This window comes from Verrucosispora sioxanthis, from assembly GCF_010560025.1.
Taxonomy (GTDB): Bacteria; Actinomycetota; Actinomycetes; order Mycobacteriales; family Micromonosporaceae; genus Micromonospora; species Micromonospora palythoicola.
In genome coordinates this window covers 149,130-166,765 of sequence record NZ_SAIY01000001.1, presented here as the reverse complement: position 1 = coordinate 166,765, position 17,636 = coordinate 149,130, and the positions used below count along the sequence as shown (strand labels likewise).

The window sequence follows — 17,636 nt, the reverse complement described above, 5'->3', positions numbered from 1 at the left end:
ACATGGCCGACGGGCTGGACCGGCTCTGGACGCCCCACCGGATGACGTACATCTCCGGCGAGGACCGGCCCGAGGGCGGTTACGAGCGACCTTCGGGGTGCCCGTTCTGCCTGGCCCCGGCCCGCCCGCCGGAGGAGAGCCTGGTCGTGGCACGTGGCGGGCACGTGTTCGTGGTGCTCAACCTGTACCCGTACAACCCGGGGCACCTGTTGGTCTGCCCGTACCGGCACGTGGCCGACTACACCGACCTGGACGGGCCGGAGACGGCCGAGCTGGCGTCGTTCACCCAGACCGCCATGCGGGTGATTCGCAAGGTCAGCAGTGCCCACGGCTTCAACCTGGGCATGAACCAGGGTGGGGTGGCCGGTGCCGGCATCGCCGCCCACCTGCACCAGCACGTGGTGCCCCGGTGGGGCGGCGACGCCAACTTCATGCCGGTGATCGGGCGCACCAAGGTCCTGCCGCAACTGCTGGGCGACACCCGCGACCTGCTCGCCCGCGCCTGGCCCGCCTGACCCAGGGCGCCTCTCCCGCCCGCGCCGCGCCGTCTTCGCCCGCGCGCGGCGGCGACCTCTTGGTACGCGCCCTTGCTCTGCTTCAACCCACGCAGCGGTCACGCAGTGAAGTCGATGCGTATCGGTAAGCAGAGCAAAGGCGACGCGGTGCGGAAGGGGATTCGCCGGCCATCCGCAGGTCGTCCGCGACGCGGGGCGGCAGCGACGAAACCGCGCCGGATCGGCCCCCGGTCGGGTGATCCGTACGCCCGCCGGTACCCGTACGGATGGTCGTGCTGGATCTTCGTCAACGTCTGTCCGAAAGATGGCACGATGCGCCGGTGGTGGAGGCGACGCGGACACTGGGCCGCAGCGGCATCGCGGTCAGCGCCCTGGGCATGGGCTGCTGGGCGATCGCCGGCCCGTGGACCGTGGGGCGCACACCGCTGGGCTGGGGGGCCGTCGACGACGAGGAGTCGGTGCGGGCGATCCGCCGCGCGCTCGACCTCGGCGTGACCCTCTTCGACACCGCCGACAGCCACGGCGCGGGACACGGAGAACGAATCCTCGGGCGGGCCCTGGGCGGCCGCCGTGACGAGGCGGTGATCGCCACCAAATGGGGGTACACGTTCGACGAGCGGACCCGGCAGGCCATCGGGCCCGACGCCTCACCGGCCTACCTGCGCCGGGCGGTCCGGGACTCGCTGCGCCGTCTCGGCACCGACCGGATCGACCTCTACCAACTGCACCTGGCCGACCTGCCCGTGCCCCGGGCGTGCGAGCTGATCGGCGCGTTGGAGGACCTGGTGGCCGACGGCCTGGTCCGCGCGTACGGCTGGAGCACCGACCGGGCCGACCGGGCGGCGGCCCTCGGGCACGACGCCCCACACGCCACCGCCGTGCAGCACAGCCTGTCGGTGCTGCGGGACGCACCCGACCTGCTCGCCGTCTGCGAGAAGTACGACCTGGCCAGCGTCAACCGTGGTCCGCTCGGCATGGGGCTGCTCACCGGCAAGTACCGTCCCGAGTCGGTGCTGCCCCGCGACGACGTGCGCGGAATGACCTCGGGTTGGTTGGAGTGGTTCCGGGGTGGGCGGCCGGCACCGGAGTGGCTGCGTCGGGTGCAGGCGGTCCGGGCGGCGTTGACCGCCGACGGGCGCACCCTGGCCCAGGGGGCGCTGGGCTGGATCTGGGCCCGCAGCGACCGGGCTGTCCCGATCCCGGGCTGCCGCACCGTCGCCCAGGTCGAGGAGAACGCCGCCGCGCTCGCCCTCGGCCCACTCGCCGCCGACCACTTCGCGGAGGTGGAGCGGCAGCTAGCCGCCCTGCGGGCCGCCGCGCTGCGGGAGGCCGACCGCCCCTACTGGCCCAGCCCGATGCTGCCCACCGCCCGCCCCTGACCGGTCAGCCGTGCTCCTTGCGGATCTGGTCGGCCAGGTGGGCGGGCATCGGGTCGTAGCGGACGAAGTGCCGTCGGAAGGTGCCGGCTCCGGAGGTCATCGCCCGCAGCTCCACGGCGTACCGCAGCAGCTCGGTGACGGGCACCTCGGCGCGTACCAGGGTGCGCCCCTCGGCGGCCGGGTCCGGCTCGGTGCCGAGCACCCGGCCACGTCGGCCGGACAGGTCGCCCATCACCGCGCCCACGTTGACGTCGGGCACCCGTACCGTCACCTCGTCGACCGGCTCCAGCAGCGCCGGCTGCCCCCGGTCGGCGGCGTCGCGCAGGGCCAGCGCCCCGGCGGTCTGGAACGCGGCGTCGGAGGAGTCCACGCTGTGCGCCTTGCCGTCGACGAGCGTCACCCGCAGGTCCACCACCGGGTGGCCGGCGACCAGGCCGCGCTCCATCTGGGCGCGTACCCCCTTCTCCACCGAGGGGATGTAGTTGTGCGGAACCGCGCCGCCGACCACCCGGTCGACGAACTCGAAGCCCCCACCGCGCGGCAGCGGCTCCACCTCGATGTCGCAGACGGCGTACTGTCCGTGCCCACCGGACTGCTTGACGTGCCGGCCGTGCCCCCGGGCCGGCACGGTGAGCGTCTCCCGCAGCGCCACCCGCACCGGCTCGGTGTCCAGCTCGACGCCGCCCGCGCGCAGCCGGTCGAGGACCACGTCGGCGTGCGCCTCGCCCATGCACCACAGCACCAGCTGGTGGGTCTCCGGGTTGCGTTCCAGCCGCATCGTCGGGTCACCGGCGACCAGCCGGCCGAGGTTGCGGGCCAGGGCGTCCTCGTCGGACCGGGACTTCGCCACGATCGCCACCGGCAGCAGCGGCTCCGGCATCTCCCACGGCGCGATCAGCAGCGGGTTCTCCTTGGCGGAGATGGTGTCGCCGGTCTCCGCGCTGCCGGACTTGGTGATCGCGCAGATGTCACCGGCCACCGCCACGCCCACCTCCCGCAGGGTGGCACCGAGCGGGCTGTAGAGGTGGGCGATCCGCTCGTCGGCGTCGTGGTCGGGGTGGCCACGTTCGGCCAGGCCGTGCCCGGACACGTGCACGGTCTGCTCGGGGCGCAGCGTGCCGGAGAAGACCCGGACCACGCAGACCCGCCCGACATGCCGGTCGATGGTGGTCCGTACCACCTCGGCAACCAGCGGGCCGTCCGGATCACAGGTCAGCGGCGGTCGTGGCGAGCCGTCCACCCCGGTCACCGCGGGCAGTGCGTGCTCCGGCGGGGCGGGGAAGCCGGCGGTGAGCACCTCCAGCAGCGCGTCCAGGCCGACCCCGGTCGCCGCGCAGACCGGCACCACCGGATAGAAGTGGCCGCGGGCGACCGCCTTCTCCAGGTCCTCCACCAGGATGGCGGCGTCGATCTCCTCGCCTTCGAGGTACCGGTCCATCAGGGTCTCGTCCTCGCTCTCGGCGATGATCCCCTCGATCAACTCGTTGCGGGACTCGACGATGGCCGGCAGGTGCTCCGGGTCGGGCTCACGCACCTGCGGCGGCAGCCCACCCGTGTAGTCGAAGACCCGCCGCGTGATCAACCCCAGCAGACCGACGGTGGATTCGCCGTCGTCGCCGAGCATCGGCAGGTAGAGCGGGAGCACGTTGTCGCCGAAGACCCGCTGGCACAGCGCCACCGCCTCGTCGAAGTCGGCGCGGGGGTGGTCCAGCCGGGCCACCGCGACCGCCCGGGGCATGTCCACCGCCGCGCACTCCTCCCACAGCGCCGCGGTGGCCGCGTCCATCCCGTCGACCGCCGAGACCACGAAGAGGGCGGCGTCGGCGGCCCGCAGCCCGGCGCGCAACTCGCCGACGAAGTCGGCGTAGCCCGGCGTGTCGAGCAGATTGATCTTGATCCCGTCGTGCAGCAGCGGCGCGCAGGCCAGGGCGACCGAACGCTGCTGGCGGACGGCGGCCGGGTCGTGATCGCAGACGGTGGTGCCGTCGGTGACCGAGCCGGCCCGGGAGATCGTGCCGGAGGTTGCGAGCAACGCCTCGACAAGTGTCGTCTTGCCAGCTCCGGAGTGCCCGACGAGCACCACGTTGCGGATCCTGGCGGGGTCGGTCACCACCGGTACGCCGGGGGCTCCTCTGTCCTGACTCCTCTGCGCCATCGGGCGCACCTCCCTCAGCCGGTGGTGGTGGGTGGCGACCGCCGCACGCGACGGGGATGCGGCCCGGGCGGGGTGCTGCGGCGATATCCTCCGGTGATTCGCTGGGGACCGGGCAGTCAACAGGCGGCGGGGTGAGCCGGGTCACCCTTCTGGCTCGATCTCACACCCGATGCCGGGCCGACACAACCCTCTCCGGCCAGCCGCCGCGCCGGGTTGAGCGTGGCTGGTCAGCCGGGCGGTGTCGCCGGTCCAGGGCCGACCGTTATCGTGGGACCGCCATGGCGAAGATCTTCCAAGTGTCGGCCCGCGCGGGGATGACCCGCGTCGTGGAGCCGATCGCCCGCAGCCTGCTGCGCGCGGGCGTGTCCCCCAACGCGGTCACCGTCGCGGGCACCCTCGGGGTGCTCGCCGGCGCGCTCGGCTTCGGCGCCCGCGGCCACCTGGTCGCCGGTGCGCTGATCGTGACGGTCTTCGCGCTCACCGATCTGCTCGACGGGACGATGGCCCGGATGAGCGGCGGGTCGACCCGGTTCGGCGCGTTCCTCGATTCCAGCATGGACCGGGTCGCCGACAGCGCGGTGTTCGGCGCGGTCGCGTTCTACCTGGCCACCGAGGGCGACCGCGCAGGGCTGGCCGCCGCGCTGATCTGCCTGGCCGCCGGAGGGCTCGTGTCGTACGTCAAGGCCCGCGCCGAAGGGCTCGGGATGACCTGCAACGTGGGCATCGCCGAGCGTACGGAGCGACTGCTGATCGTCGGTGTCGGCGGCCTGCTCGCCGAGCTGGTCCACCCGGTGGCGCTGCCGATCGCGCTCTGGCTGCTCGCGGCGGTGTCCCTGTTCACCGTCGGCCAGCGGATGCGCCACGTGTACCGGCAGGCCCAGCAGGTCGACGTGCCGGGCGGCCACGGGTGAGCGGCACAGCCGGACGGAGCACCGGGTGAACCTCACCGAGTTCGGCTTCCTCGCCGGCTGGCGGCTGGTCCGCGCGCTACCTCGACCGGTCGCCGCCGCCGCGTTCACCGCCGGGGCCGACCGCGCTCACCGCCGCCGGGGGCGGGGCCACCCGGCTACGCGCCAACCTCCGCCGCGTGGTCGGTCCGGAACTGCCCGAGGCCGAGCTCGACGACCTGGTCCGCCGGGGCCTGCGGTCGTACGCCCGCTACTGGATGGAGGCGTTCCGCCTGCCGTCGCTGAGCCGCGACCAGATTCTCGCCGGATTCCGACTGGACGGCACCGAGTTGCTTGCCGCCGACGTGGCCGCCGGCCGGGGTGCGGTGGTAGCGCTGCCGCACGCCGGCAACTGGGACATGGCCGGCGCGTGGGTGGTGGCGAACGGGTGGCCGTTGTCCACCGTCATGGAACGACTCAAGCCGGAGGGCGTCTATCGGCGGTTCACCGCGTTCCGGGAACGGCTGGGGATGGAGATCCTGCCCACCACCGGCGGCGTCCGGCCGCCGCTGGACGTACTGACCGACCGGTTGGCCGCCGGGGCGGTGGTGCCGCTGCTGGCCGACCGGGATCTCTCCGCCCGGGGCGTGGAGGTGGACTTCTTCGGCGGCCGGACGCGGATGCCGCCCGGTCCGGCGCTGCTCGCGTTGCGTACCGGCGCACCGCTGTACGTGGCGTCGATGTGGTACGAACCGGATGCGGCGTGCGCCTCGCTGGAGGGCCCGCTGCCGGTGCCGGGGCCCGAGGCGGGCACCCTCGACATACGGGTCAGGTCGCTGACCCAGCGGATCGCCGACGGTCTCGCGGCGGGCATCGCCCGGCATCCGGAAGACTGGCACATGCTGCAACGGATGTGGCTGGACTGAGGGGACGGGCGCAATGCGGATCGGCATCGTCTGCCCGTACTCCTTCGACGTCCCGGGCGGGGTGCAGAACCACGTCATGGACCTGGCCGAGGCGTTGATCGGGCTGGGCCACGAGGTGAGTGTGCTCGCCCCGGCGGACGAGGACTCGCCGCTGCCGTCGTACGTGGTGCCGGCCGGGCGGGCGGTCCCGCTGCCGTACAACGGCTCGGTGGCCCGCATCGCGTTCGGCCCCGTCTCCACCGCGCGGGTCCGCCGGTGGATCACCCGGGGCGACTTCGACGTGCTGCACGTGCACGAACCGCTGACGCTGAGCCTGTCCATGCTCGCCGTGCTCTCCGCCCGGGGACCGGTGGTGGCCACCTTCCACACCGCGATGACCCGCTCCCGGGTGCTCGCCGCCGCCCAGGGGGTGCTCCAGATCCTGCTGGAGCGGATCACCGCACGGATCGCGGTGAGCGCCCTGGCCCGCAAGGTGCAGGTCGAGCACCTCGACGGCGGCGCGGTGGAGATCCCGAACGGGGTGGCGGTGGCCAAGTACGCCGGGGTCGAGCCGCTGTCCGGCTGGCCGGGGGCGTGCGGGCCGGGTACCGGCGGCACCCTCGGCTTCCTGGGCCGTTTCACCGAACCCCGCAAGGGGTTCCCGATCCTGCGCGACGCCTTCGTCGAGCTGGCCCGGCAGCGTCCCGGGCTGCGCCTGCTGGTCGCCGGCCCCGGCGACCCGGACGACCTGTTCAACCGGTTTCCGGCCGACCTGCGCGACCGGGTCACCTTCCTCGGGCTGGTGCCCGAGCCGGAGAAGGCGCGCATGCTGCGCAGCGTGCACCTCTACGTGGCACCCAACACCGGCGGCGAGTCGTTCGGCATGATCCTCACCGAGGCGTTGGCGGCCAGCACCACGGTCGTCGCCAGCGATCTCGACGCCTTCCGCCGGGTGCTCGACGGCGGCCGGGCCGGCAGGTTGTTCCCCACCGGAGACGCGGTGGCGCTGCGGCAGACGATCGCCGAACTGCTGGACGATCCGGACCAACGCGCGGAGCTGACCGCCTGCGGCGACCAGGTGGTGGCGAATTTCGACTGGCCCGTGGTTGCCCGCCGGGTTCTGGAGGTATACGCAGCGGCGATCGAGGCGACCGACGGGCGGGTGATCGACCAGGAGTGGGCGGGGCCGGACTGATCGGGAGGAACGGGAGCAGCACTACGATGCCGGGCATGTGGTGGGTGGTGGGCGCGACGGTGGTCGTCGCCCTGGTGGCGGTGTACCTGATCTGGACCGCCGGCCGGGTCGAGCGGCTCCAGGACCGCGCCCAGCTCGCCGCCCGTGCCCTGGACGCCCACCTGCTGCGTCGGGCCGCCGCCGCGGCGGTGCTGGCCGAACGTCGCTACGGCGTCGAGCTGTACGCGGCAGCACGGATCGCCCTCGACGCCCAGCCGGAGGAGCGGGAGGCGGCCGAGAACGACCTGACCCGGCAGCTGCGGGCGGTGCGGCTCGACCCCACCGACGGCGACTGCGAGGCGGTCATCGCGGCCAGCCGGCGGCTCGCCCTGGCCCGCCAGGTGCACACCGACCTGGTCCGCGACGCCCGGTCGGTGCGCAGCCGGCCGCTGGTGCGGCTGTTGCGGATGGGACGCGGGCACACCTGGCCGCGCTACTTCGACATCGACGACCCGACCCTGACCGTCCCGGCCGCCGACGTGCCCATCCGCTGAGCCCCCCGCCCGGGGTGACGGCGGCCACACAGCAGGCCACCACGGGGTTGATTGGCTGTCGGAGCGGCGCCGGCCCGCGCGTAGCATCTGCGCTGCCACCTCCCGAGGACGCCTGAGGAGCGACGACGTGTCCGAGACGACTTCCCCGAACACCGCCACCCCGGTAGTCGGCACCGCGCGGGTGAAGCGCGGCATGGCCGAGATGCTCAAGGGTGGCGTGATCATGGATGTGGTGACCCCCGAGCAGGCCAAGATCGCCGAGGACGCCGGCGCGGTCGCGGTGATGGCCCTCGAACGGGTACCCGCGGACATCCGCGCCCAGGGCGGGGTGTCCCGGATGAGCGACCCCGACATGATCGACGGCATCATCAACGCGGTCTCCATCCCGGTCATGGCCAAGGCCCGCATCGGCCACTTCGTGGAGGCGCAGATCCTCCAGTCCCTCGGGGTGGACTACGTCGACGAGTCCGAGGTGCTCACCCCGGCCGACTACGCCAACCACATCGACAAGTGGGCGTTCACCGTGCCGTTCGTCTGCGGCGCGACGAACCTGGGCGAGGCGCTGCGCCGGATCACCGAGGGCGCCGCCATGATCCGCTCGAAGGGTGAGGCCGGCACCGGCGACGTCTCCAACGCCACCACCCACATGCGGAAGATCCGCCAGGAGATCCGCCGCCTGTCGTCGCTGCCCGCCGACGAGCTGTTCGTCGCGGCCAAGGAGCTGCAGGCACCGTACGAGCTGGTCAAGGAGATCGCCGAGACCGGCAAGCTGCCGGTGGTGCTGTTCACCGCCGGTGGCATCGCCACCCCGGCCGACGCGGCGATGATGATGCAGCTCGGCGCCGAGGGCGTCTTCGTCGGCTCGGGCATCTTCAAGTCCGGCAACCCGGCCCAGCGGGCCGCCGCCATCGTCAAGGCGACCACCTTCCACGACGACCCGGACGTGCTGGCCAAGGTCTCCCGGGGTCTCGGAGAGGCGATGGTCGGCATCAACGTCGACGACATCCCGCAGCCGCACCGCCTCGCCGAACGCGGCTGGTGACCCACCGGTGACGGCACCCGTGATCGGTGTCCTCGCCCTCCAGGGCGATGTCCGCGAACACGTCGCGGCCCTGACGGCGGCGGGCGCGCAGGCCCGCCCGGTACGCCGGCCGGCGGAACTGGACGCGGTCGACGGCCTGGTCATCCCGGGCGGGGAGTCCACCACGATCAGCAAGCTGGTCGACATCTTCGAGCTGCGCGACCCGATCGACAAGCGGATCGCCGATGGGATGCCGGTCTACGGCTCCTGCGCCGGCATGATCATGTTGGCGGCCGAGGTGCTCGACGGCCGGCCGGACCAGCGCGGCTTCGACGGCATCGCGATGACCGTCCGCCGCAACGCCTTCGGCCGGCAGGTCGACTCCTTCGAGGCGCCGGTGGAGATCACCGGCATCCCGGGCGGACCGCTGCACGCGGTCTTCATCCGCGCGCCCTGGGTCGAGCGGGTCGGCGAGAACGTGGAGGTCCTCGGCATGGTGTCCGACGGACCCGCGTCCGGCCGGATCGTCGCCGTACGCCAGCACAACCTGCTGGCCACCTCGTTCCACCCGGAACTCACCGGCGACCCCCGCCTGCACGCCTACTTCGTCGACCTGGTCCGCACCGCCCGCTGACCCCGACACCACCCCTGCGCCGCCGCGCTGCGCCGAGGCGTGCCGGCAGTTTCGGGGAAACTGCCGCTTCCTGCGGCCTCCAAGCCGCAGTTTCCCCGAAACTGCGGGGATCTTGTGCCGGCCGGGGCGCTGTCCGGGACTGACGTCAGCCGGCCACGGAGCGGAGGCTGCCGGGGCGGCGGCCGAGGAGGCGATCCAGCGCGGCGGCGCTGTCCGCATCGGTGGGCTGCTGCACCACCAGTCGCTGCTGGTCGTCGGGGATTTCCAGGGTCTCGTACGACAGCCGCAGTGGCCCCACCTCCGGATGCCGCAACCAGCGCACCCCGCTCGGCTGCACCGCGACCGGCCGGCGCTGCCACCGGGACCGGAACGGTTCCCCGACCGTACGGGTGAGCCGTTCGGCGAACGCGTCGGTGGCGGGGTCGCCCCCGCGCAACCGGTGCAGGTCGGCGACCTGCTGGTCGGCGAGGTCGGCCCAGTCGGGAAAGTGCTGACGTGCGCGCTCGTCGACGAAGAGGAACCACACGAGGTTGGGCCGCTCGCCGTCGAGCAGCCCCAGCGGGCGGGCCAACCGGTCGAACGGCTCGTTCCAGGCCAGCACGTCGCCGAGCCGGTTGGTCAGGTACGCCGGCCGGTCCCGCAACGCCTCCAGCAGCGTCCGGACCTGCGGGCGGACGGTACGCGACGCGGTCGGCCGCCCGCCCGCGCACAGTTGCCGGCGGTGGTCGACGGACGCGAGTTGTTGAAGGTGCCGGCGGTCGGCGTCGTCGAGGCGCAACGCCTCCGCCAGTGCGGCGAGGATGCCCGGCGACGGGCGGGTGTCCCGGCCCTGTTCGAGCCGGGTCAGGTATTCCACGCTGACCTGGGCCAGCGTGGCCAACTCCGCCCGCCGCAGGCCCGGCGTACGTCGCCTGCCGTTGGTGGGCAGCCCCACCTGCTCGGGGCGCAGCGCCTCGCGTCGGCTGCGGAGGAACGCGCCCAACTCGCCGTCCATCACCCGTCCAGTCTGCCGCGCTCGTGCTCCCGGAGCGTGGCCCCGCCAGGGCTACCCTCCCGCCGGTCTCCCCGAGCGCTTCCGACGGCGGTGGGATCGGCTCATGAACAAAACACGACAGCACGGACCGATCAAGGTGGGCCTGGTCGTCGGCAGCAGTCGCCCGGGGCGACGTGGCCCGACAGTGGCGGGATGGGTGGCCGAGACGACGGCCCGGCATCCGGCGGTGCGAGCGGGGAAGGTCGACGTCGAACTTGTCGATCTCGCCGAGCAGCGGCTGCCGATGCTCGACGAACCGGTGCCGGCGAGGTTCGGCGACTACCGTCACGAGCACACCCGCCGCTGGTCGACGGTCGCAGCGGCCTGCGACGCGTTCGTCTTCGTCACCCCGGAGTACAACAGCTCGATCCCGGCCGTCCTCAAGAACGCCATCGACTACCTGGACGCCGAGTGGCGGGGCAAGCCGGCCGGTGTGCTCACCTACGGCGTACGCGGGGGTGGGCGGGCCGCCGAGCACCTACGGCCCATTCTCGCCGAGGTGGGCATGGCGGTCCTACCGAACCACGTGGAGCTGGAGTTGTTCACCGACTTCGACTGGTCCGGCGAGGACCGGTCCGATCCGACCGCCGAAGGTCGGATCGCGCCCCGCGACGGCCGAGCGGAGATGATCACGGCAATGCTCGCCGAACTCCTCGCCTCGGTCCGGACTGCGGGGCGGGACGCGGTCCCGGCTGGTGGCCGGTGATCTGACCATGGAGACGCTTCTGATCACGTACCGAGTCCGCTCGGACCGCCTCGACGAGCACCTGACCCTGCTCGACGCGGTGCACCGGGATCTGACCCGACTGCGCCCGCCCGGGTTCCGCTATCTGACCCTGCGGCTCGACGACGGGCTCAGCTTCGTCGACGTCGTCATCGGCCCGGACCTGCCCGGACCACTGCCGTCGCTGGAGTCGTTCGGCCGCTTCCGGGCCGGGCTTGAAGAACGCTGCGAGCAGCGCAGCACGACCGAGTTCACCGTGCTGGGGTCGTACGGCATGGGGGAGTGACTTCGTCCGCTTTGTGGCGATCGGGGGAGAGCGGGCCGACGGCTGACGTGCGGCGGGTGACGACCACCCGCCGCACGTCGGTAGGATTGTCGAGATTCGGCAGGGCCATCTGGCCGCCACTGCTTCCACCAGAGCTGACCGGCACCACCGTGTGCGCCGGTGCGGAGCGGGGCGCTCGGTGCGGTCGATGCGGACGGCGGGTAGCAACGGAGGTAACAGATGTCCGGCCACTCAAAGTGGGCGACGACCAAGCACAAGAAGGCGGTCATCGACGCCAAGCGCGGCAAGATGTTCGCCAAGCTGATCAAGAACGTGGAGGTCGCGGCGCGTACCGGTGGCGGTGATCCGGCCGGCAACCCGACGCTCTTCGACGCGATCCAGAAGGCCAAGAAGAACTCGGTCCCCAACGACAACATCGACCGGGCCGTCAAGCGCGGCTCCGGCCTGGAGGCCGGCGGCGCCGACTACCAGACGATCATGTACGAGGGGTACGGCCCGAACGGCGTCGCGCTGCTGATCGAGTGCCTGACCGACAATCGCAACCGCGCCGCCACCGAGGTACGCACCGCGCTGACCCGCAACGGCGGCTCCTTCGCCGACGCCGGCTCGGTGTCGTACATGTTCTCCCGCAAGGGCGTGGTGATCGTGCCCAAGGCCGGCACCACCGAGGACGACGTGATGCTGGCCGTCCTCGACGCGGGCGCCGAGGAGGTCAACGACCTGGACGAGGCGTTCGAGGTGATCTCCGAGCCGGGCGACCTGCTCGCCGTGCGGACCGCTCTGCAGGACGCCGGCATCGAGTACGAGTCGGCCGAGTCCTCCCTGATCCCCAGCGTCACCGTGCCGCTGGACGAGGAGGGCGCGCGCAAGATCTTCAAGCTGATCGACGTCCTGGAGGACAGCGACGACGTGCAGAACGTCTACGCGAACTTCGATGTCTCCGACGAGGTCATGGCCGCCGTCGGCTGACAGAGTGTACGAGTCGAAGGCGCTGACCACGAGGTCAGCGCCTTTCTCGTGCCCCTCGTCGACCACGCCCGGCGCGGCGACCTAGGCCGGCCTCGACGGTGGGACGGATGGATGGCAGTTGCTAGAGATGTCTTTCTAAAGCATCCTCTACTGTATGACTGACGAGGTACCTCGGCGCTCGCTCAAGGTCACCGACCCACGCGCCCTGCGGGCGTACGCCCACCCGCTGCGGATGCGCCTGATCGGGCTGCTGCGTGGCGAAGGGCCGATGACCGCCACGCAGGCGGCGGCTCGGCTCGACGACAACGTGCCGAACTGCTCGTTCCACCTGCGGCAACTCGCCAAGTACGGGTTCGCCGAACGCGTGCCCGGGGCGGACGGTCGGGAACGGCCCTGGCGGGCCACCACGCAGTACACCTCCTGGGACGACGACTCCGACGATCCGGCCATGCGGGAGGCCACGGATCAGATCAACAGCGTGATGGTCGCCCTCTACCTGCAACGGGCGCAGGACTACCTGGCGATCCGCGCCGACGAGCCCGCCGAGTGGCGGGCCGCCGCCGGCTTCGGCGACGCGTTGCTGCACGTCACCGCCGCCGAGCTGGGTGAGATCACGGGACAGATCGACGCGCTGCTGGCCCGGTACGACGAACGGATCGCCGACCCGGCGAAGCGCCCACCCGGCTCCCGCCCGGTGACGTTCGTCCAGATGGCGCTACCGCGCGGCGGCGTACCTCCGCACGAGACGAGCCGAGACGAATCGTGACCGGATCCCTCACCCTGGCCGACCCGGCGCCGCCGCGCCGGCCGCGCGTCCCACGGCTGCTGCGGCAGGCGGCCTTCCGACGCTACTGGTCCGCGCAGACCGTCTCGCTCTTCGGCGACCAGATCACCATGCTCGCCGTGCCGCTGCTGGCCGTGCTCGCCTTCGGCGCCGGACCCGCCGAGATGGGTTACCTGACCGCCGCCTCGCTGCTGCCGAACCTGTTCTTCTCCCTGCCGGCGGGCGCGTGGGTGGACCGGTACCCGCGCCGGCGCCAAGTGATGATCGTCGCCGATGTCGGTCGGGCGGTCCTGCTGCTGGCCGTGCCACTGCTGTGGTGGGTGGACGCGCTGAACCTGCCGCTGCTCTGTGTGGTGGCCTTCCTGATCGGGATCCTCTCGGTGTTCTTCGAGGTGGCGCACAGCAGCCTGTTCGCCGCCCTGGTCCGACGGGCGGACTACGTGGACGCCAACAGTCTGGTCAACGGCAGCAGGGCCATGTCGCACGTGGCCGGCCCGAGCATCGGCGGGGTGCTGGTGCAGGTGCTCACCGCTCCGTTCGCGCTCCTCTCCGGGGTGCTCACCTACCTGATCTCGGCGGTCTTCCTGGCCCGGACGCAGGTCACCGAGAATCCCGTACCGAAGGGCTCCGGCCGAGGGATGGCCGCCGGAGTGCGGTACGTGGCCCGCTCGGCGGTCCTGCGGGCGACGTTGCTCGGCACCACCACGCTCAACCTGTTCAACTACATGTTCGCCGCGTTGTTCGTGCTGTACGTGACCACCGAACTGGGTGTCTCCCCGGGCCTGCTCGGCCTGATCATCGGGGCCGGCGCGGTCGGTGGACTACTCGGCGCGGCGGTCACCGGCGCGATCAGTCGCCGGATCGGCATCGGCCCCGCGGTGCTCCTCGGTTTCGTCGCCTTCCCGGCCCCCATGGTCCTCGTGCCGCTGGCCATGGGGCCGCAGCCGCTGGTGCTCGCGCTGCTGTTCGCCGCCGAGTTCGTCGCCGCGCTGGGCGTCATGATCCTCGACATCGCCGTCGGATCGGTGCAGATCGCGGCCACCCCGGTGGCGATGCTCGCCGTGGTCTCCGGTTTCCGCCGCACCGTCAACTACGGCATCCGGCCGATCGGTGCCGTGCTCGGCGGAACGCTCGGTGCGGCAATCGGGGTCCGGCCCGCCCTCTGGATCGCCAGCCTCGGCGCCCTGCTCGGAGTGCTCTGGGTCGTCTTCTCCCCCCTGCGCACCATGCGCACCCTGCCCGAGAGCTGAAGTCCGCTGGCGCTCGCCGGTAGCCGGACGCCACACCCGGCCACTCGTCGGCTCCCGCCCGCCGCGCAACACGGGGCAGCAGCAACTGTCCACCATGGATATGCTCGCCGCTGATTTTCGACGACCGAAACGGGGCGGGCATGAGCAGTGTCGACGAGCGGCAGGAAGTACCGGAAAAGGTGGCCAGCCTGGCTGCGGAACGCGGGCTCGGTACATTGATCGACAAGCGCAGCAGCGGAAATCCCATCAGGTCCGCGCTCACGATCGTCGCCGTCGGCGCGGTGGCGGTCCTGGTGTCGGTCGCCCTCTTCGCGCTCGCGTCCTCCTGGCGGCCGCTGATCTGGTTGGCGATCCCGTCATTGGCGCTCGGCATCTGCGCTGTCGGCTGGTTCGTCGTCGTGTTGGTGAGGGGCTTCGAGGCAGGCTACCTCTACCCTGGCGGGATGGTGTACGTCCATAACGGCAACGCCCGGGCCGCCACCTGGGCCGAGATGGCCGAGGTGGAGGTCCAGGTCTTCGGTGGTGGCACCCTGTTCGCCGGCAAGACCGCGGCGTACGTGATGAAGCCGACCGGCCAGGCGCCGATGCGGGTCAACTCCACGGATGTCGGGCTCAAGGACGGGGAGCAGGATCCGGTCGGCGCGGTGATCCTGCGGCTCGCCAGCGAGGCCGGGCGGCCGATCACCCAGAAGCTTGTCGGCAAGAAGTAGGGCGGCATCTGCGAGCGTGACGACGGCTGGCCGGTTCGCGCCGGGTGACGTGCTGGTACGGCGGGAGATCCTGCGCGGTGAGGTGTGGTTCGGCTGCCCGACGATCTGCGTCGAGGACTCACCCGACCTGCTCGCGCTCTTCCTGCCGACCGGCGCCGAGTTCGGTTTCCCCGAGTCGGGGAAGTTTCCGTGCGGGCGGCACCCGTGGCAGCTCGCCGGGCACACCGCCTGGACGGGGCACGGCAAGCTGATGCTGCAACGGCCCGGCGAGGCGCACTCGGTCGACGTGTTCTGGTCCGGCCCGCAGCGCACCTTCGCCGGCTGGTACTTCAACCTCCAGGACCCGTTCCGGCGTACGCCGATCGGGGTGGACACCCTCGACCACGAGCTGGACCTGTGGTGGGCGGCGGACGCCGACCGGTACGTCTTCAAGGACGTGGAGATGTTCGCCCAGCGGCTGGTGGAGGGGCGCTACCCGGGCCAGGGCGAGGCGATCCGCGCCGAGGGCGACCGGATCGCCGCCCTGCTCGACGCCGGTGAGCGCTGGTGGGACGAGTCCTGGTCGACCTGGCAACCCGACCCCGCCTGGCCAGTCCCGCACCTCCCCACCAACTGGGCCGCGATTCCACCCCAACGCTGAGCGTCTGCAGCGGCCGGCTCAGCCGAGCGTTTCGCGTTCGCGCCAGGCGGTGCGGATCGAAGTGCGGCCGTTGGTGCGCAGCAGCGAACCCTCGTAGACCCGGGCTCCCGCGAGCAGGAATCCGGCCGCCGCGACCAGCAGCAGGGCCAGCGAGACGACCAGCTCCCACCCGGCGGCGTCCCCGGTGAACAACCGCAGCGGCATCGCCGTCGGTGCGGAGAACGGCAGGTAGGACAGCACCCGCATGGCGGTGACGTTGTCGTTGAGGAAGATCACCGCGAAGAACGGCAGCATCACCGCGAGCTGTACCGGCATCGACACACCACCGATGTCCTCCAGCCGGTTCACCAGCGCGCCGGCCGCCGCCCACATCGACGCGATCAGCACGAAGCCGAGCAGGAAGAACGGCACGAACCAGCTGATCGCCGGCCCGAGCAGCGACAGCAGCGTGGTGTTGTCACCGAACGTCATGCCGGCCACCGCGACCACGGCCACCAGGGCGATCTGCCCGAGCGCGAGGATCGTACCGGCGAGCATCTTCCCGGCCAGCAGGGCGCGGACCGGCACCGCGGCGACGAGGATCTCCACGATCCGGGTCTGCTTCTCCTCGATGATGCTCTGCGCGATCTGCACCCCGAAGGTCTGCGAGGTGATGAAGAAGATGAAGGCGAACGCGAACGGCACCAGGAAGGCCACCACCGGGTCCACCGCGTCCGGGTTCAGCAGCCGGACCGGGGGTTCGGTGCTCAACGCGGAGATCACGTCGTCGGGGGCGTCGTCCATGGCGAGCACGGCCGGGCCGGCGACCACGGCGGCGTCCGCGTCGCCGTCGCGGACCGCCTGCTCGGCGGCGGCGTCGTCGGGTACGGCGAGCACCTCCAGCCCGGCCGCCCGCAACGGGCCCGCCGCCGCCTCGGTCACCGCCACGGTGGACGGCCCGCCGGACAGTAGCGGCGGCAGGATCGTCGCCGCCGCGGCGATCAGCAGGAAGACGACGGTGCTGATCAGGAAGGTACGGTCGCGCAGTTTGACCCGGATCTCCCGGGCGGCGACCAGGCGGGTGGCCTGCATGACGTTCACTTGGCGACCTCTCGGAAGATCTCGGCGAGGGAGGGGGTGACCGGGCGGAACGCGCGGACCGGGCCGCGCTCCAACGCGGCGCGCAGCACCGGCTGTTCGTCGGTGCCGGCGGCCAGGTCGAACACGGCTCGTGCGCCGTCGAGGTCCACCAGGCTCACCCCGGGGTGGTCGCGCAGCCAGCCGGCGTCGGTCTCCACCACCAGCTCGAAGCGGGGCGTGGTGTACGCCGAACGCAACTGCTCCCGGCTGCCGGCGGCCCGGATCGAGCCGTCCGCGATGATCACCAGGTCGTCGCAGAGCCGCTCGACCACGTCGAGCTGGTGGCTGGAGAAGAGGACCGGGGCACCGGCGGTGGCCCGTTCCCGCAGCACGCCGACGACCGTGTCCACGGCCAGCGGGTCGAGGCCGGAGAAGGGCTCGTCCAGCACCAGCACCTCCGGGTCGTGCACCAGTGCGGCGGCGATCTGCGCGCGTTGCTGGTTGCCCAGGGACAGCGTCTCCAGCAGGTCGTTGCCCCGCTCGGCGAGACCAACCCGCTCCAACAGCCCGTCGGTGGCGCGGCGGGCGGCGTCGGCGGTCAACCCGTGCAGCTGACCGAGGTAGGTGACCTGCTCCCGGACGCTCATCTTCGGGTACAGGCCGCGTTCCTCGGGCATGTAGCCGAAGCGCCGCCGCGCGTCCCGGCTCAGCGGTTCACCCCGCCACGTCACCTGGCCGGCGTCGGCGGCGAGCACGCCGAGGATGATCCGCATGGTGGTGGTCTTGCCGGCACCGTTGCCGCCGACGAAGCCGGTCATCCGGCCGGCGACCACGTCGAACGAGACGTCCTTGAGTACCTGACGGTCGCCGAAGCTGCGGTCGACGCCGTCGAGACGGAGCACGCTGGTCATGGGGCAACGCTAGGTCGTCGGTGGCCGGCTGCCGTCCGCCCGCCGA

17 protein-coding genes and 2 pseudogenes are annotated in these 17,636 nt (G+C 72.0%); 15 read left to right on the top strand and 4 right to left on the bottom strand.

Annotated elements, in window-relative coordinates; genetic code table 11:
- Positions 1–2: 2 nt before the first annotated feature.
- Together ENC19_RS00790 and ENC19_RS00785 are read left to right on the top strand one after the other, a co-directional pair.
- Positions 3–515, top strand: a complete 513-nt coding sequence (locus ENC19_RS00790) for an HIT family protein (RefSeq protein WP_166457969.1) — start codon at positions 3–5, stop codon at positions 513–515.
- Positions 516–892: 377 nt separating this feature from the next.
- Positions 893–1,894, top strand: a complete 1,002-nt coding sequence (locus tag ENC19_RS00785; protein ID WP_235944399.1) for an aldo/keto reductase — start codon at positions 893–895, stop codon at positions 1,892–1,894.
- A 4-nt stretch (positions 1,895–1,898) separates the two neighbouring features.
- Here ENC19_RS00785 and ENC19_RS00780 read toward each other — a convergent pair whose 3' ends face one another.
- Complete coding sequence (locus tag ENC19_RS00780; RefSeq protein ID WP_164445236.1) at positions 1,899–4,049, bottom strand: elongation factor G-like protein EF-G2; 2,151 nt, start codon at positions 4,047–4,049, stop codon at positions 1,899–1,901.
- Between the two features lie 278 nt (positions 4,050–4,327).
- Here ENC19_RS00780 and pgsA point away from each other — a divergent pair, with 278 nt between their 5' ends.
- From pgsA to pdxT, 6 genes and pseudogenes are all read left to right on the top strand, one after another.
- On the top strand, positions 4,328–4,960 hold the full coding sequence (pgsA, locus tag ENC19_RS00775) for a phosphatidylinositol phosphate synthase (protein ID WP_164445235.1): 633 nt from the start codon (positions 4,328–4,330) through the stop codon (positions 4,958–4,960).
- 25 nt (positions 4,961–4,985) lie between these two features.
- Positions 4,986–5,862 (top strand): annotated as a pseudogene (locus tag ENC19_RS00770) (phosphatidylinositol mannoside acyltransferase).
- 13 nt (positions 5,863–5,875) lie between these two features.
- Positions 5,876–7,036, top strand: coding sequence for a glycosyltransferase family 4 protein (locus ENC19_RS00765; protein WP_164445234.1), 1,161 nt, complete (start codon positions 5,876–5,878; stop codon positions 7,034–7,036).
- A 26-nt stretch (positions 7,037–7,062) separates the two neighbouring features.
- A complete protein-coding gene (locus ENC19_RS00760; protein WP_164445233.1) occupies positions 7,063–7,569 on the top strand; it encodes a hypothetical protein in 507 nt (168 codons plus the stop codon).
- Positions 7,570–7,696: 127 nt separating this feature from the next.
- Positions 7,697–8,611, top strand: a complete 915-nt coding sequence (pdxS, locus tag ENC19_RS00755; protein WP_164445232.1) for a pyridoxal 5'-phosphate synthase lyase subunit PdxS — start codon at positions 7,697–7,699, stop codon at positions 8,609–8,611.
- A 7-nt stretch (positions 8,612–8,618) separates the two neighbouring features.
- Positions 8,619–9,224, top strand: a complete 606-nt coding sequence (pdxT, locus tag ENC19_RS00750; RefSeq protein ID WP_164445231.1) for a pyridoxal 5'-phosphate synthase glutaminase subunit PdxT — start codon at positions 8,619–8,621, stop codon at positions 9,222–9,224.
- Positions 9,225–9,369: 145 nt separating this feature from the next.
- Here the strand turns inward: pdxT and ENC19_RS00745 are convergent, their stop codons facing one another.
- A complete protein-coding gene (locus ENC19_RS00745; protein WP_166457967.1) occupies positions 9,370–10,218 on the bottom strand; it encodes a helix-turn-helix transcriptional regulator in 849 nt (282 codons plus the stop codon).
- A gap of 103 nt (positions 10,219–10,321) precedes the next feature.
- Here ENC19_RS00745 and ENC19_RS00740 point away from each other — a divergent pair, with 103 nt between their 5' ends.
- The 7 genes and pseudogenes from ENC19_RS00740 to ENC19_RS00710 all read left to right on the top strand — a co-directional run bounded on the left by ENC19_RS00740 (position 10,322) and on the right by ENC19_RS00710 (position 15,620).
- On the top strand, positions 10,322–10,963 hold the full coding sequence (locus ENC19_RS00740; RefSeq protein ID WP_164445229.1) for an NADPH-dependent FMN reductase: 642 nt from the start codon (positions 10,322–10,324) through the stop codon (positions 10,961–10,963).
- A gap of 7 nt (positions 10,964–10,970) precedes the next feature.
- The gene (locus tag ENC19_RS00735) at positions 10,971–11,267 is read left to right on the top strand and encodes a hypothetical protein (protein WP_164445228.1); all 297 of its coding nucleotides are present in this window, start codon (positions 10,971–10,973) and stop codon (positions 11,265–11,267) included.
- A gap of 219 nt (positions 11,268–11,486) precedes the next feature.
- Entirely contained in the window at positions 11,487–12,236 is a 750-nt protein-coding gene (locus tag ENC19_RS00730) for a YebC/PmpR family DNA-binding transcriptional regulator (RefSeq protein WP_164445227.1), read from the top strand.
- Positions 12,237–12,390: 154 nt separating this feature from the next.
- Positions 12,391–13,003 (top strand): annotated as a pseudogene (locus ENC19_RS00725) (winged helix-turn-helix domain-containing protein); the annotation flags it as partial.
- Positions 12,999–14,270 carry an MFS transporter gene (locus ENC19_RS00720; RefSeq protein ID WP_164445225.1) on the top strand — a complete coding sequence of 424 codons (1,272 nt, stop codon included), beginning with the start codon at positions 12,999–13,001 and terminating at the stop codon, positions 14,268–14,270. The pseudogene ENC19_RS00725 and the gene ENC19_RS00720, both read left to right, overlap by 5 nt.
- A gap of 140 nt (positions 14,271–14,410) precedes the next feature.
- Positions 14,411–14,980: a hypothetical protein gene (locus ENC19_RS00715; protein ID WP_164445224.1), complete on the top strand. Its 570-nt coding sequence runs from the start codon at positions 14,411–14,413 to the stop codon at positions 14,978–14,980.
- Between the two features lie 16 nt (positions 14,981–14,996).
- Complete coding sequence (locus tag ENC19_RS00710; RefSeq protein ID WP_309246115.1) at positions 14,997–15,620, top strand: DUF402 domain-containing protein; 624 nt, start codon at positions 14,997–14,999, stop codon at positions 15,618–15,620.
- Positions 15,621–15,638: 18 nt separating this feature from the next.
- Here ENC19_RS00710 and ENC19_RS00705 read toward each other — a convergent pair whose 3' ends face one another.
- Both ENC19_RS00705 and ENC19_RS00700 read right to left on the bottom strand, forming a co-directional pair.
- Positions 15,639–16,700, bottom strand: coding sequence for an ABC transporter permease (locus ENC19_RS00705; RefSeq protein WP_164445223.1), 1,062 nt, complete (start codon positions 16,698–16,700; stop codon positions 15,639–15,641).
- The gene (locus ENC19_RS00700) at positions 16,697–17,590 is read right to left on the bottom strand and encodes an ABC transporter ATP-binding protein (RefSeq protein WP_164445222.1); all 894 of its coding nucleotides are present in this window, start codon (positions 17,588–17,590) and stop codon (positions 16,697–16,699) included. The genes ENC19_RS00705 and ENC19_RS00700 overlap by 4 nt, the downstream gene beginning before the upstream one ends.
- Positions 17,591–17,636: the final 46 nt, after the last annotated feature.